14 protein-coding genes are annotated in these 15,854 nt (G+C 50.8%); 7 read left to right on the forward strand and 7 right to left on the reverse strand.

What is annotated here, in order from left to right; translation table 11 throughout:
- The 3 genes from MXE39_RS05560 to MXE39_RS05570 form a co-directional block, all read left to right on the forward strand.
- On the forward strand, positions 1-524 hold a 524-nt coding region (locus MXE39_RS05560; RefSeq protein WP_246977695.1), incomplete at its 5' end, for a hypothetical protein.
- Positions 525-734: 210 nt separating this feature from the next.
- The gene (locus tag MXE39_RS05565) at positions 735-1,121 is read left to right on the forward strand and encodes a hypothetical protein (RefSeq protein ID WP_246977696.1); all 387 of its coding nucleotides are present in this window, start codon (positions 735-737) and stop codon (positions 1,119-1,121) included.
- 210 nt (positions 1,122-1,331) lie between these two features.
- The gene (locus tag MXE39_RS05570) at positions 1,332-1,658 is read left to right on the forward strand and encodes a hypothetical protein (RefSeq protein ID WP_246977697.1); all 327 of its coding nucleotides are present in this window, start codon (positions 1,332-1,334) and stop codon (positions 1,656-1,658) included.
- A 131-nt stretch (positions 1,659-1,789) separates the two neighbouring features.
- On the opposite strand, the gene MXE39_RS05575 is transcribed toward MXE39_RS05570, so the two are convergent.
- The 7 genes from MXE39_RS05575 to MXE39_RS05605 all read right to left on the reverse strand — a co-directional run bounded on the left by MXE39_RS05575 (position 1,790) and on the right by MXE39_RS05605 (position 5,387).
- On the reverse strand, positions 1,790-2,044 hold the full coding sequence (locus tag MXE39_RS05575; RefSeq protein ID WP_246977698.1) for a hypothetical protein: 255 nt from the start codon (positions 2,042-2,044) through the stop codon (positions 1,790-1,792).
- Positions 2,045-2,177: 133 nt separating this feature from the next.
- A complete protein-coding gene (locus tag MXE39_RS05580; RefSeq protein ID WP_246977699.1) occupies positions 2,178-2,420 on the reverse strand; it encodes a hypothetical protein in 243 nt (80 codons plus the stop codon).
- Positions 2,421-2,543: 123 nt separating this feature from the next.
- The gene (locus MXE39_RS05585; RefSeq protein WP_246977700.1) at positions 2,544-2,822 is read right to left on the reverse strand and encodes a hypothetical protein; all 279 of its coding nucleotides are present in this window, start codon (positions 2,820-2,822) and stop codon (positions 2,544-2,546) included.
- A gap of 133 nt (positions 2,823-2,955) precedes the next feature.
- Positions 2,956-3,246 carry a hypothetical protein gene (locus MXE39_RS05590; RefSeq protein ID WP_246977701.1) on the reverse strand — a complete coding sequence of 97 codons (291 nt, stop codon included), beginning with the start codon at positions 3,244-3,246 and terminating at the stop codon, positions 2,956-2,958.
- 123 nt (positions 3,247-3,369) lie between these two features.
- Positions 3,370-3,684, reverse strand: coding sequence for a hypothetical protein (locus tag MXE39_RS05595; RefSeq protein ID WP_246977702.1), 315 nt, complete (start codon positions 3,682-3,684; stop codon positions 3,370-3,372).
- A 120-nt stretch (positions 3,685-3,804) separates the two neighbouring features.
- A complete protein-coding gene (locus MXE39_RS05600; protein ID WP_246977703.1) occupies positions 3,805-4,095 on the reverse strand; it encodes a hypothetical protein in 291 nt (96 codons plus the stop codon).
- A gap of 119 nt (positions 4,096-4,214) precedes the next feature.
- Entirely contained in the window at positions 4,215-5,387 is a 1,173-nt protein-coding gene (locus MXE39_RS05605; RefSeq protein ID WP_246977704.1) for an Rpn family recombination-promoting nuclease/putative transposase, read from the reverse strand.
- Positions 5,388-6,915: 1,528 nt separating this feature from the next.
- On the opposite strand from MXE39_RS05605, the gene MXE39_RS05610 reads away from it, so the two are divergent.
- From MXE39_RS05610 to MXE39_RS05625, 4 genes are all read left to right on the forward strand, one after another.
- Positions 6,916-8,151, forward strand: coding sequence for a hypothetical protein (locus MXE39_RS05610; RefSeq protein ID WP_246977705.1), 1,236 nt, complete (start codon positions 6,916-6,918; stop codon positions 8,149-8,151).
- Between the two features lie 914 nt (positions 8,152-9,065).
- Complete coding sequence (locus tag MXE39_RS05615; protein WP_246977706.1) at positions 9,066-11,504, forward strand: DUF4253 domain-containing protein; 2,439 nt, start codon at positions 9,066-9,068, stop codon at positions 11,502-11,504.
- A gap of 1,145 nt (positions 11,505-12,649) precedes the next feature.
- Positions 12,650-13,327, forward strand: a complete 678-nt coding sequence (locus MXE39_RS05620; RefSeq protein WP_246977707.1) for a hypothetical protein — start codon at positions 12,650-12,652, stop codon at positions 13,325-13,327.
- 1,918 nt (positions 13,328-15,245) lie between these two features.
- Complete coding sequence (locus MXE39_RS05625; RefSeq protein WP_246977708.1) at positions 15,246-15,785, forward strand: hypothetical protein; 540 nt, start codon at positions 15,246-15,248, stop codon at positions 15,783-15,785.
- Positions 15,786-15,854: the final 69 nt, after the last annotated feature.

Below are 15,854 nucleotides of genomic sequence, written 5' to 3' on the forward strand. Positions count from 1 at the left end.
CAGAAAGCGACATCATTGACGATGTCTTTAATTACTGCAAATTCTATGTTGTGGATATGTCCAGCTTCCGTGAGCTTGGACCAGGGCTTACTTCAAATAATTGGGAGTCTTTAATGGTATATATCGACGAGCGCTGGAAAGCCTACGATGAGCAGCTGATTGCTGATGCCATTGCCGATGCCAAACCTGGCATCATTGCCGATGCCAAACCTGGCATCATTGCCGATGCCAAACCTGGCATCATTGCCGATGCTAAACCTGGCATCATTGCTGAAGTCACTCCTGGCATCTCTAAGAAGGCTGTTGCTGAGGCTTTCAGCAAACATAATAAGAATCTGTGCAAGTTGATTATTGATCAGTTGTGCACCCGTTTTGGCAATGTCACTGACAGGCTGAAAAGCCGTCTCAATGCAGTGAAGTCACCGGATACCCTGGCTTCATTCATTGTTCTGGCCACCAGTGTCAAAAGCATCAAGGACTTCGAGAAGAATCTTGAAGACACGCTTCAACATCAGCATGCATAATCAGGCCAGTCTATCTGGACCTCTTGAGTTAAGGCAGCCCCTGGGCTGCCTTAACTGTACATGACAAAGACACCTTCACCGCTGGCGCTGATGACAGCTACAGTGTTCCTGAGTCAGCCCATACAGCCTCAGGCATTCATACCGGCACCTTCAGCATATGGCCCTGTCTGACCTGGACCAGGGCTTACTTCAAATAATTGGGAGTCTTTAATGGTATATATCGACGAGCGCTGGAAAGCCTACGATGAGCAGCTGATTGCCAAGGCTAAACCTGGCATCATTGCCGATGCCAAACCTGGCATCATTGCTGAAGCCACTCCTGGCATCTCTAAGAAGGCTGTTGCTGAAGCCACTCCTGGCATCTCTAAGAAGGCTGTTGCCGAGGCTTTCAGCAAACATAATAAGAATCTTTGCAAGTTGATTATTGATCAGTTGTGCACCCGTTTTGGCAATGTCACTGACAGGCTGAAAAGCCGTCTCAATGCAGTGAAGTCACCAGATACCCTGGCTTCATTTATTGTTCTGGCCACCAGTGTCAAAAGCCTCAAGGACTTCGAGAAGAATCTTGAAGACACGCTTCAACATCAGCATGCATAATCAGGCCAGTCTATCTGGACCTCTTGAGTTAAGGCAGCCCCTGGGCTGCCTTAACTGTACATGACAAAGACACCTTCACCGCTGGCGCTGATGACAGCTCCAGTGTTCCTGAGTCAGCCCATACAGCCTCAGGCATTCATCCCGGCACATTCAGCATATGGCCCTGGCTGACCTGGACCAGGGCTAACTTCAAATAATTGGGAGTCTTTAATGGTATATATCGACGAGCGCTGGAAAGCCTACGATGATCAGCTGATTGCCAAGGCCAAAGCTGGCATCATTGCTGAAGCCACTCCTGGCATCTCTAAGAAGGCTGTTGCCGATGCTTTCAGAAAACATAATAAGTATGTTTGCAAGTTGATTATTGAGCAGTTGTGCACCCGTTTTGGCAATGTCACTGACAGGCTGAAAAGCCGTCTCAATGCAGTGAAGTCACCAGATACCCTGGCTTCATTCATTGTTCTGGCCACCAGCGTCAAAAGCATCAAGGACTTCGAGAAGAATCTTGAAGACACGCTTCAACATCAGCATGCATAATCAGGCCAGTCTATCTGGACCTCTTGAGTTAAGGCAGCCCCTGGGCTGCCTTAACTGTACATGACAAAGACACCTTCACCGCTGGTAAATATATCACCTGCCTTTGCAGGCTGAGGCTTGCAGTTACCTGCTTATGCAGGCCTGCTCCGTGCTATAAGGTTTAGTACCTCGTCCTTTTCTCTGGTAAGAGCTGCATTTTGAATGCTTCGCATAACAGCAAGGTCCTTAATTTCTCTCAGTGCTGCCAGTGACTCATCAGGCATACCACCAAACCTGAAGTCCATGATGTCTTTAATTGAGTCAGCTCTGCCTATTACAATGCCTTTATCCCTGGCTTCCTGGGCAATGCGCTTATAGCTGGCTTCAATTCTGCTTCTTAAATCCATTTGTAAGGTTCTCGTTAGTTGCTGTCCTGCAAGATTGCCTTAGGGTAGTGAAGGGAAGCCCTGAGGCTGCTCCTGGTTACGACCTGTAGAGAGATCACCCTGCCTTTGCAGGACGAGGCCTGCAGCTACGTGCTTAAGCAGGCCGGCTCTGTGCTATAAGGGTGAGTACCTCGTCCCTGTCCCAGCTAAGAGCTGCATTTTGAATGCTTCGCATAACAGCAACGTCCTTAATTTCTCTCAGTGCTGCCAGTGACTCATCAGGCATACCACCAAACCTGAGGTCCATGATATCTTTAATTGAGTCAGCATAGCCTTTATCGTAGGCTTCCTTGGCAATGCGCTTATAGCTGGCTTCAATTCTGCTTCTTAAATCCATTTGTCAGGTTCTCGTTAGTTGCTGTCCTGCAAGATAGCTTAAGGGCAGCCCTGAGGCTGCTCCTGGTTACGACCTGTAAAGAGATCACCCTGCCTTTGCAGGCCTAGGCCTGCAGCTACGTGCTTAAGCAGGCCTGCTCTGTGCTATAAGGTTGAGTACCTCGTCCTTTTCTCTGGTAAGAGCTGCATTTTGAATGCTTCGCATAACAGCAACGTCCTTAATTTCTCTCAGTGCTGCCAGTGACTCATCAGGCATACCACCAAACCTGAAGTCCATGATGTCTTTAATTGAGTCAGCTCTGCCTATTACAATGCCTTCATCAATGCCTAGTGCAATGCCTTCATCGTAGGCTTCCTGGGCAATGCGCTTATAGCTGGCTTCAATTCTGCTTCTTAAATCCATTTGTCAGGTTCTCGTTAGTTGCTGTCCTGCAAGATTGCCTTAGGGCAGTGAAGGGAAGCCCTGAGGCTGCTCCTGGTTACGACCTGTAAAGAGATCACCCTGCCTTTGCAGGCTGACGCTTGCAGTTACCTGCTTATGCAGGCCGGCTCTGTGCTATAAGGTTGAGTACCTCGTCCTTTTCTCTGGTAAGAGCTGCATTTTGAATGCTTCGCATAACAGCAACATCCTTAATTTCTTTCAGCGCAGACAGTGACTCATCAGTCATAACACCAAACCTGAAGTCCATGATATCTTTAATTGAGTCAGCTCGGCCCATTACAATGCCTTCATCTCTGCCGATTACAATGCCTTTATCTATGCCTTTATCCTCGGCTTCCTGGGCAATGCGCTTATAGCTGGCCTCAATTCTGCTTCTTAAATCCATTTGTCAGGTTCTCGTTAGTTGCTGTCCTGCAAGATAGCTTAAGGGCAGCCCTGAGGCTGCTCCTGGTTACGACCTGTAAAGAGATTACCCTGCCTTTGCAGGCTGAGGCTTGCAGTTACCTGCTTATGCAGGCCGGCTCTGTGCTATAAGGTTGAGTACCTCGTCCCTGTCCCCGGTAACGGCTGCATTTTGAATGCGTCGCATAACAGCAACGTCCTTAATTTCTTTCAGCACAGCCAGTGACTCATCAGGCATAACACCAAACCTGAAGTCCATGATCTCTTTAATTGAGTCAGCATAGCCGATAGCAACCCCTTCTGCATAGCCTATAGCAAAGCCTTCTTCATAGCCTATAGCAAAGCCTTCAGCATAGCCTTTATCGTAGGCTTCCTTGGCAATGCGCTTATAGCTGGCTTCAATTCTGCTTCTTAAATCCATTTGTCAGGTTCTCGTTAGTTGCTGTCCTGCAAGATAGCTTAAGGGCAGCCCTGAGGCTGCCCGGCTTACCACCTGTAAAGATTACCCTGCCTTTGCAGGCCGAGGCCTGCAGCTACGTGCTTAAGCCGGCCGGCTCTGTGCTATAAGGTTGAGTACCTCGTCCCTGTCCCCGGTAACGGCTGCATTTTGAATGCTTCGCATAACAGCAACGTCATTAATTTCTCTCAGTGCAGCCAGTGACTCATCAGGCATACCACCAAACCTGAGGTCCATGATATCTTTAATTGAGTCAACTCTGCCGATTACAATGCCTTCATCAATGCCTTCATCTCTGCCTAGTGCAATGCCTTCATCCTTGGCTTCCTGGGCAATGCGCTTATAGCTGGCCTCAATTCTGCTTCTTAAATCCATTTGTCCGGTTCTCGTTAGTTACTGTCCTGCAAGATAGCTTAAGGGCAGCCCTGAGGCTGCCCGTCTTACTACCTGTTAAGATACCCTGTCTTTGCAGGCCGAGGCCTGCAGCTACGTGCTTATGCAAGCCTGCTCTGTGCTATAAGGTTGAGTACCTCGTCCCTGTCCCCGGTAACGGCTGCATTTTGAATGCGTCGCATAACAGCAATGTCATTAATTTCTCTCAGCGCAGCCAGTGACTCATCAGGCATACCACCAAATCTGAGATCCATGATATCTTTAATTGAGTCGGCTCTGCCTAGTGCAATGCCTTTATCTAGGCATTTATCCTCGGCTTCCTGGGCAATGCGCTTATAGCTGGCTTCAATTCTGCTTCTTAAATCCATAAGAACCTCCTCTGCATCTACATTGCTGCGAAGATCGTTGATACCTAAAATGTTTTTGGCATACTTGTCGACATATTCGACAACTGTACGTTTCTGAGAATCGTCAATCTCAGTGGTCCTGATTAATTCCTTCAAGTGTTGAATCAGTCTCTCAACATCATGAACTTCAGAGGGAGTCATAAATCCCAGCAGGCAAGTGCCGATATTCGCACAGGCTATCAATCGACTTATACCATAATTTCCAAGATCAATAAATACCCTGTTCTGCCTGCATGCGAACTCTTTAAATGATGCAGTGGTTTTGCTGTCAATAACACCACATATCCTTCCTTTATTCCATCCTTCAGAACCGGTGTAAATGACGATCTGAAGCATACCTGGCCTCATTTCTGTAGAAGAAAAGATGGAAAACTCTTCGTCACTGTTAGCAAGGCCACTGGCGTAGACATCAAGACGAAAAGGCATCAGGCGGTCAGGCTTGCTTTGAAACTCAAAGTGAATGATGATTCTTGATTCCGGATAGTCCCTTAATGAGACTGCGAACGCACTGTCGGCATATTTCGTAGTCCATTTGTCCGTGAGAATCTGGGTATCCAGTTTCCGGAAGCTGTCCCAGTCTATGTTTTTGACTTCAGGGAACTGATCTGAGCACAAAGAACTCACTATTTCCCTGCAGAAATGTCTGTTACCTGTTAATAATTTAGCGCCACCATCGTGTGTAAATTCACTGGATCTCAGTGCATTAATGGTGTCGTCTGATTCTCTGTCTGCAACAAGATCATTGTTGACCTCTCCCTCCATAAGCACTCGCTTTCCTTCTGTTGCCTTCTCTTTCCTGTCATCCATGCCTGCGTCTACGTTAACTGTGTCGCATTGCAGGTCTTTTGAACCAATTTCGCTACTCAAAATGGCTCCTCGCATACATTGCGTATGCACAAAGTACAAAGATGGCGATGCTCTTGAAAGCACCTTTTGCAGTATTAATATTAAATTAGAAAATACAAAAATAAGTTGACAGTGATCACAATTATTCTTAAATCTTTCATTGCCAAGTCAGAATTTAAACATTTCTAATAATTATGCCAGGATTATTTGACGGATCTGATGAAAATGGCAGTAAAATACTGGCCATGTGCCGGCATCATGGCCTGAATTGACCCTCTCTGTCAGCAAAAATGACAGTTTCAATGTTGATTACATGCGTTATTTAGCTGGAAATGACTCCAATTCTCCAGTCAGAAGCTGTTTTTCATATAATTTACCATCAATGTATTGGTGCACATTTTGGGCTTTAATAAGCTCTGCTCGGGCCATATCTATTCTTTTTCTTTCCCCTGTGTGCTGTTTGATCAGCTCAAGCAGCTTGTTGGTGGGGGCCCGGTAAGCTCTCGTACCGGACAGCAAAGACTATTTCTGATTCTGATACTGCGTATTGACGGCTCCCTGAGGGTAGCCTCAACCGATGTTGGGGCTGGGAGATGATCGGTATTTAGGAGTTTGCATCATTGGGGCTGCCGCTCCTGGTCTTTGCTGTTTGCTTTTTCTCCCTCGGCCTGCTGTTATATGCAGGTGCCTGTCCTGTTGTGCCGGGTTTAATGCCGGGAGCCGATCTGTGGCTGATTACAAATATGAATGGAGATATGATATTCATAGACTGTTAAGGCTGCATGTATGACATCAACATTTCAGCCGATTAGCCAGCAAGGGCCTGATAACAGCTGTTTGCCGTCCCTTACGGTTCTGTTTGCGATATTGGTTACAGTATCAATAAATCATGATTTTTAGAGCTTTTCATGTCTGTTATGCTGTAATTGACGCAGCTGCCACCCTGGATAAAGGTTGCCGTGTTATGACTGAGCTGAGCCGGCTCAGCTTTATCTGCCTCGGGCATAAATATCAGGCTGCTCTCATGACGCCGCGCTGCTGTAGCTTGTCTGCGCAGCAAGATGGCAGGCCATGACTGACCCGTGCAAGACCTGTCTGGCCTGGCCGTACCGGTCTTGAATGGTCTGTCTAAGAAACGCTTTCCCGTATATGGTATGGCCTGCCCGGTACGGGACTGGTCTTGATTGGTCTGTCTGAGATGCTGGTTTTCCGTATCTGGCATGGTCTTTTCGGTACGGTACTGGTCTTGAATGGCAGGAAAGCTTTATTGGCACAGCGGGCAGGTGGTTGCCTTCATCACATGCCTTGTGAGCAATGCATGGTTTTTATCGTGGTGATTTGCTCTGGCTGGAGGCCTGGCAAAGCTGTGGTTCCGAGACCTGGTATGGAAGTTTGTCGTGGAAAACCAGGTATTTCTGAGCTTTGCTTTCTTACTTGAGAATCAGGGCACTGGTTTATCGGTCTACAGGTTTTGCTGGGACAGATGCGGGCGTCATTGCTGTTATCTTCGGCACACTGCTGGCCTGTTCAGGCCTGTAAGGAAAAATTTATGGCTGTTATCAAGCGTACTCTGACCCCTCTGGTCAGAGAGCACAATACCCGTAAGATTCTGGCTGTTTACGGCCCTCACTTCTGTGGCAAAAGCTCACTGGTAAACGAGATTCTTCAGGAAAGAGGCGCCAGCGTCAGCCTGGATGGCGGCGATCCCTCTGATGCCCTGTACCTGAGATCAGTAAGTGAGGACAATGCCGCAGAGTTCCTGCAGGACAAAAATTCCCTGCTCATCAAGAATGCCCATAAGGTACCTGGCATCAGCAAGATTCTGTTTGCTCTGGCCCGCGCCAATAAAGCCAGTAAGCACCATAAGCTCATTGTGATAACAAGCGCCATTGACCTCAGACTCAACCGCTCTGATGATGATCTTTTCAGCTTCAATATCGAACGTCTGGTCAATATAGACGAGGAGTCCCTGCTCTTTACCGAGGTTTATCTCTGGCCTTTTACCCTCAATGAAATTGTCGCCAGTGATGATCCTCGGCGCGTCTCAGCGGAGGTCGATCTGTGCATGGTAAGAGGACTGATGCCTGAAAGTGCCACCGACAGTGAGGTCCGATCAGATAATGGCCGCGCTCTTATTACCACGCATGAACGCTTAAGGGTGGAGTGCAGTCAGCGTCTCGAGTTGCTGCTCAATGATCTGTTGCTGGCCGCCCCACGTCTTAACAGAGACAAGTTTCATGAGTTGCTGGTACTGCTGGCCCAGAAGCTGGGTCGTGAGCTGGACCTTGATGAAATGAGTCAGGTTCTGGGCCTGGGACCTGAGGTGCTCAAGGAGTATGTATCGGCTCTGGAGCGCTGCCTTGCCATTAAATCCTGCCGTTCCCTGCATCTGGCCATTTCAGGTGAAAAAAGCGATGGCCTGCGTATTTACTTTACCGATATTGCCCTGCGCAATTTCCTGATCAATGATTTCTCCCCTGTAGCCGATCGCAACGAGCAGGAGCTTCAGGCCCTCTTTGCCAACCTCTTCTTTATGGAGCGCTATAAGAAACATGACCTTGAGCGCCGTCAGATCAGTATTTTCTACTGGAAAAAGACCATAGCAGAGCCTGGCAGCACCAACTCAGTAGATTTCGTGGAGCTCGGTGACGGCATGCGTGCCTGGCAGTGCGGCTACCGTGAAGATCTGTGCGCGCATTTTGACCCTCAGTCCCTCTTTGTTAAGACCTACCACCAGTGCAGTCCCCACAGAGTAACTCCTGCATCACTGGCAGCATTCCTGTAGCCCCTGTCAGCCGTGTGACCTCAGCCATCCGGGATTTGTTGTCACGCGGCTTTAATCATGACCATATCATCAAAGAAGCACAGCCGGTCATAGTGCTCATGCCGCTGTCTGAAAACTTCCCCGCCTTAAAGGCCCGCTGCTTTTGCAGTCGGAGCGGTCCTCTGTGCCAGTGCTCTTTTGCTCCTGTTTCTACCCTGTTTCCGCCCCTGTTAGTCTTTGACCTGCATCCAGCACAGTATTCTGCCCTGCACCTGGTCCATGACATTTTCGCAGCCTTAAAGACCTTGAGCACCTTCGCTGCTCTGCCTCTAACCATCAGGCTCTGTAATTTTCTGCACCTTTTAACCACGAGAGCAGCCCCTGCGCGGCTGCCTGCGCATGCTGGTGGCCATACAGCTGCTGTTTTTAACCACTCAGACAGTCTCAGTCAGTCAGCCCGCCAGACAGGCAGGCAGGTGCAGGAGTGGAAGCAGCGTTACCTTGCAGGACCTTAAGTACATTAGACCTGGCGGGCGTTTGCAGTACTGATGATGTTAAGGCATAAGTAAGGTTCCTGTGCAATGCAGCTGAAGGTCCAGGTGCAGATTCGGGTGCAGGTGCAGACAGGAGCAGGTGGTCTCATGGTACATAACAGCCGTGCTGCCGGGGGTACAGGTGACACTGCGCTGGCGCTTTTTGCTTTTCGGACTGGCCTGTACCTGCATGACATTGGCCTGTGGGCAGCACTTCTGCGCACTACGGTCTGTTTGTGGTGGGTGTCAGTATAAATTTTCTGTGTAAGGGCGGTTTTGCCGCCGTATTTTTTGCGGTAAACCAGCTCAGTGGCGCATTGGCGGCCCCGGCAGGATCCATGCAGGGCTTTGTGCGGTTATAATGGGTGTTCAGGTTTTAATTTGGATGGGAGCTTACTCATAATGGATCAGCAAGCACGCCGCAGCGTCAGAAGCAGTCGTGACAACAGTGCCGCTCAGGACACCAGTGAGTATGCTGATGTCTTCAACGGTATTGTGCTGCTCTCTGATGATCATTTTGACAAGGAAAAGCTGCTGCGCGATCTGTGGCAGATCTGGCGCCTTAATGTCCAGAACATAGAAAATGCCACTGCCGGTGTGCCTACGCTCATTTTTACCTGTGAGCAGTGCCGCGTCATGATCTCCCTGCAGTCCCGTCCTGTAGGTGAACCACGCCTTGCCAGCTATATCCAGTCTCCTTTCCGCCGTAAGGGCGGCTTTAATCCCGTCCATCGTCATCAGGCCCACATAATTATTGCCATGCTTCCCATGGTAAGAAAGACTCAGCTTGAACAGGCCTGTCTGTTTACCCGCATTATGGATGCCCTGAGCTGTCAGGAAAGTACCCTCGGTATTTTCTGCGGCCACATTGTCTATCATCCTGATTACTATCACGATTATGCTCAGGTACTGCAGCATGGTGAGCTGCCGGTATGGCTGTGGCTGTGGTACGAAAAAAGCGGCAGCGGAGCTGACTTTACTCTGCGTACCAGAGGCATGGACATGTTCGGCAAGGAGGAGCTCGAGCTTACTGATCCCCACGATCATGAGATGGTAGCCCTGGCCTTCTTAGGCGAGGCCGCTGCCCTGATTATCAAGGAAGATCTCAAGCTCACCGAAGGCAGCTTTGTTGAGCTCATGCCTGATTTTCGCCATCTTATTGGCCGCCGTCTGCTTGAAAATACCTTTACCGGAGATAAATCCCTGCCTGGTGAAGCGTCTGAGGTTGCCAGTGGTGCTCAGAATGCAGCCGTGCAGTCTGGCAGCGGCCGGGCTGGTCTGGTTCCTGCCGGTATCAGTACCCCAGGTCAGACCGCAGGTCTTACTGACGGCCTGTCTGCACAGACTGACAGCACAGGCAGGCCTGTTGATGAGCCTGGTCTGCTGCGCTCAGGTACCAGCGTACTGACCATTGCCGGTCACTATTATGATCATGTCCTTGATGACGAAAATTATGTCATAGACGACATGTCCTCCTATATGGAGTCAGCTCAGCGCCATCTTATTGAAGATCAGGGTATGGATCCTGGGCATATTGACCGGGCCCTTGCCGAGCTGTCAGCCTGTACCAATATGGCCTTCTATCTGCGCTGGTGTATTGAAAATGACATGGTCAGTCCCATGCTGCGTCAGACCTGCCCGGAAATGATAGAGATGGTGCGCAAGTCTCCTCAGAGCATCAATCTGCGCGGCCTCGTGCGTGATGTCTTCCATGGCCGTCTGCTGTCAGCCTTCTTTACCAGCAGAGGACGCTCTTTTGGTGACTTTATACACGTAAGAGAGCGCAAGGGCGGCCTTAATGAGCCTCAGCGCATCCCTGTAGAGATTAACAGCTGGAATGAGGCCGGTTATCAGCAGCGCGTGGCTCATTACAAAAAGGAAATGGTACGCTGGCAGGCCTATGATCTGAGCTCCAGCTCGCGCGAACCATCTCCTCTGGTACGTGCCTTTATCCGCTATATGGACTGCGACTGCACCTATTTCCCGGCTCAGCGCAAGGACGATCAGATTATCGCCGCCTGGCAGGAAGCCCGCGACAGGGGCCCTGCTCAGGGTACTTTCCCGCTGATTGTCATCCCTGATATCAGACTGTGGCGTACCATTATGGCCAACAGCGATCGCAGCAATTTTGACTCACCGGGCCTGCACTTTAACAGAGACAAGGTCATCAGCCTGCGCCAGCAGCTCATTGCCCACGATGTCTCCGATGGTGATGAGGTGCTGCGCAGCCGCTATGAAGGTCACGTCCGTCAGGTAGCCAGAGCAGCTTCAGATCGTGCCCGCCTTGCTACCCGCGCTGCTGCCCGTGCCGCCCTGGCCTCAGGTCGCAGTACTGAGGAAAAGGTAGAGGCCCGTGCAGCTGCTGCCGGTCGTGCGGCAGCCGCATCTGCAACCTCAGCCATTACTGCCGCCTGGAACCGCCTTGGCAATGGCAGCTGGCAGCGTTTTGCTCACTGCGGTACCTCCTGCAGCCGTCTGAGCTCTTTCTGGAACAGCCGCCTTAATGTCAGTCTGCCTGTTATCCTGGCCCATATTCCTGTAACCCGCTGCCATGAAATCTTTGCCTGGCTGCCTGCAGGCCGCTGGGGTACAGCACCTGACAATACCGATCTCATGTCCGTAAGCTATCTGTGGCATCAGCGCTACGAGGCCGTACCGGCCGTGATTGGCTACAACCGTATGGAATTTGTCCTGCCTCGTGCCCCGGCTCCGGAAACAGTACCGGCCATCACCCGTGAGGTCAGCGCCCTGTGCCCTGACCTTACTGCCGCAAGCCACAGCCTTGATCTGCTGGCTGCCTCATTAAGCCGCTCCAGCGTCTGGCAGCTGTTCTGGCACTGATATCTTCACAGCCCTGCAGGCGCCGGACGCCACCGGCCACCCCTGCAGGGCTGCACACCGCCTGTCACCAGTGCCGGCCAGAGCAGACCATGACTTTGCCTTCTGGCCCTTGCGCAAGGCCATACTCCAGTACCAGTCTCATCCCGTCCCGTACCTTACAAAACTGCAGCCCTGTTCCTGTCCCCCTGCCTCCTGCCCTCTGTCTGTCTTGTCAGCCTCATTGCTCTGTCAGTGACATGTGGCCTCCATGCAGAACAGCCGCACCTGTTCATGTGAAAGCTTAATGCAGCTCTACCCTGTAATTATGTGTAAAGTGCTTTAGTAAGCCATGGCATACCATGGCTGCTCCCGCAGGTGAAGAGGCTGTCCATGGCTGGCCGCTTTCGTCGGTTAATGTACCGTGCCTGGCCTGGCCGCTCTCACCAGTGAAAGGACGATGATGGCGCCTGTTTACGGGCGCAAACAGAAAAGTCTCATTACCGTCCATGGCGGCCATTCAGGCCTGCACGAGTATGGCAGTCAGTGCACTTAAATTATGTCTGGTGTGCAGCTGCGCGCGAAACCTTGCTTAAATGTTATATGCGTAAACAGATGAAAGTATGTTTGGCTTTCAATACTGCAGCCCTCAGGCTTCCATTTGATAAGGTAAAACGACATCATCATTTTCACCAGGCTGAACGTGCTTTGCTCATACAGCCTTTCCGGGGCGCTTGCTCACACTTTACCTCAGGCTTTTCGCCACTTTGAGCAGGCATCATGATTTGAACACCTGCTGTCGGCTTTCATACCTGAATACAGGTCAGAACACAGCATAAGGGTGTATGAGGAGTGCAGCAAGGCCAGTTGTGCATAAGAAAAAGCCAGTTCCAGGCTGTCTGTGAGAGGCAGTTAAGTGTACGCAAACGCAGAGCGCAGTAATCAGCCGGAGGTCTGGCTCAAGGTACAGTCAAATGCCGGGACAGTATGAGCAGCAGCGGATGTCCATAAGGCTTCAGCTGCGAGGGCTTTTGCAGGAGCCGGGGCAGCTGGAGGCTTGAGTTTGCACCACTGGTGCGATCCCTGTCGTAAAACGGGAGTGAAATTTTTCAAGTTGTCCTTATAAGTGCTATTCTGTGGCGTCTATTTAATCAGGAGTAACACAGACCATGTCTCATAATGAAGCTGATCAGCTGCCGGAGAATCCTCTTGAGCATCTGAACTTCAACCGCGCGGACTACTTTATCCAGTTCTTTATTGTTTCCCCTCTGCCTCTGATTTTCCTCGTCTCTCTTTACCAGTCCATAGAAAAGGGGGCCCGTAATATTGAGGACCTGGCCACCATCGGTCTTGGCCTGTACTTTATCTTCAGCTGGATACTCTATCCTCTGTCCTATCTTGCCATTCAGTTCATGGCCGCACGTCGTATCAATCTGCGCAAGGCGGCAGACAAGGCCTCAAGCCGTATTACCCTCAAGTATCTGAGTGTACTGGGCGGTTACTTCCTGGCTATTCCCCTGTCCTTTGTAGGCTATACCGTTTTCAACAATATCAAAACCTTCCGTGCCCTTAAGAAAGGCTGCCCTTCCTGCGTCTCATCTCCGGCAGCAGCCGATGCCATGGCTGCGCAGCGCGCTCAGGCTGAGGCTGAAGAGCTCGCCGAGATCAATGCAGCCTGTGACAGCAAGGACAGTGACACTAAGGATAATGCAGAAGGTCATGACAGTGCTGACCTCAAGGATACACCTGCACCGGCTGCCAGGTCTGATTCTTCCTCTGCAGGCGCAAATGACAGTGGTGCAACAGCAGCCTGTGCAGACAGATCTGAACTCTCTGATAAGAAGTAAGCTCAGAGCAGGGGACTTACCATGAGCGCAGCAAGTGATGCACTGTATCAGGCCCCCCATTGGTAAGTGAGCACAGCATGCCGCACCTTTGATAAAAGCACTTTTGATAAAAGCCCCTCTTTCCCTCAGGGAATCAGGGGTTTTTTCATGCCTGCAGATAACCAGTGCACGGGCTGACTCTTTCCTGAGCAAGGCCCCATGAACCCTGTCCCCACAGGCCCAGGGCCCATATGCTCTAATTATCTTGCTGTCAGCGCCCGCTCCAGCATTCCCGGACGGAGCTCAACCAGCCCGCCAGCTCGACGTACTGCATGGCGCTGCCCAAAGCCAGGCTGCATGATTTCAGCTCACCATCTGTTCCATGCAGACTGTCCCTGCCTGTTTTCTCAAAGTACAGTCACCTGAGACGCTTAAATCATCTCTCAACAGCATCGCATCATACGGTCCATCATTCTGTCTTTCCTCTACGTACTGTACTGTACTGTACTGTACTGATATTCATCCCGGCGTGAGTGTCAGAGTAACCCGGCTCCCCGGCCACTCCCTCGTCAGCAAGCCTGACTCCGACTGCGTTTATTGCACAGCAGTGTCGGTCTCACTCTCAGTCAATCTGCCCATCACAGTCCATGTGCCTGACACAACGGTTTGATGGGGTCGGTCTCACTCTCAGTCAATCGGCCGCTCCCACTCCATGGGACAGGCACAGCTGTATGAAGGTGTTGGTCTCCCTCTGAGTTAAGGCCTTATGCTCTGTGTATGGGACTGACACAACAGCAAGAAAACGCCCTTTTTGCTGCGAATGGGCCTGAGTTGCCAGGATATGCACTGTAAAAGACTTTGCAGCACCATTTGGGTACTGGTTACAGCATCAACACACTGCAGAGGGCGGCAGACCAGGTGGCTGCAAGCCCACGGACAGTTCTAGATGCAAGCTGATAAACAGGCCATTTCCTGGCAGAAAATTATCGCTGTTCAAAGCGGGATCCACATCATAGTTTCAAGCTTTTATCTGTGCCATGGCTTCAGGAAATTACTATTATGGATGTATCACTGCACAAATTTTACAGCTGCCATGATATGACAGCCAGGCAGGAACATTCACCTCAATCCCACTCCACAGATATAGAGCACAGGCAGTTTGTAGTCCACTTGAGCTAATGCGGAGCCCGGATGATGCCAGAGGAGCTTATTTGCCATAACGACCTGAGCAGTTTGTGGTCAACTTGAGCTAATGCAGAGCCCGGATGATGCCAGAGGAGCTTATCTGTCATGGCGATCTGAGCGGCAAATGCGCAACAGCATAACAGCAGGCCAGGAGCCTGCGCCGGAAAGCCTGACATCTGCAGAGCATGCAGGAATATGCATACCCATACTGTATTAAGCTCTATATGCCTGCCACATTTATCCTGTACTTTGCTATGTCTAAATCGCAGGCGCTCAGCGCTGTGCAACAGTTGCAGCCCACTGCTCAGGACCTGCCTGCGTCGGTCGCCAGATGTGATTTACCGGCTTATTGAGACAAGGTTTATGCCGGACAAAGCGCGATTTTTGAGGGGCAGTTGCCGCACATGAGTCGCGGCTATCGTACTTTCCAGGCTGACTGAGATTACCTGCACACAGAGCAGCATACTGAGCTGCACACAGAGTTGCGCTTTATCAGCGGAGACTGCATACGGCCGGTAATCATGACATATGGGGCCTGTCAGCAGATGGCAGCATGGGGCTCATTGACAATGAAAGCCCCGTCACCGGCCTTATGAGGCCAGAAGGGTTTTATCACCGCGACTCTTGAGGTCAGAGGATAATGGTCTTAGGGATGGCGGGGAATGAAGGGAGTAACAGGAACATTTCCTGAACAGTATCCTGGCGCATTCAGGCTGGGGCAGTACCGCCCTGATATGAATGCAAGGAGGGAAAAATGAGTGTATGGGGGATAAGAGCACTGGAGTCCGATAAGGGACTTGATGCTATCGACTGTCTATCGGCCAGTTATCTGCATGACAGACAGCAGATTAATCTTGAAGAAATGGCTCAGCTGCTGATGTCTCAGGGCCTGCTGGGCCGTGATGAGCAAAGCAGCAGTCTGAGCTCTGATACCACAGCCCTGGTGCTGGCCGAGCTGCTTTATGAGTGGCATGTCTACGGCTCTCCTGAGTATGACTGTGACTGTGCCGGTGTAATATGGCAAAGTATCACGGCATTCAGTGCCGCACCTGAATCGGTAGACAAACTGCTCCACCATGTGGAAGACATTTATGCCGATATCTGCGCCCGCAATGACAGCCGCCCTCTGGTACGCTACTGGCTCCACAGCGCCTGCTGCAGCGCCTGGGTAGAGCACCTTGAAAACCTTATCCAGATGCTTACTGACCTCAGAGACGAAGCCCTCAGGCAAAATGCCCTGCAGGCTTTACACTGCAGTCAGCAGCTCAACAGTGGAGCATGCCGTGCACCTTAGTATCAGCGCCCCATGAGTCAGGGGCAAGTGCGGGTCATCAGCGGTATCAGCAGTATCATGCAAGACAGC

The organism is Anaerobiospirillum sp. NML120511, assembly GCF_023050955.1.
In the GTDB taxonomy this organism is placed as follows: Bacteria; Pseudomonadota; Gammaproteobacteria; order Enterobacterales; family Succinivibrionaceae; genus Anaerobiospirillum.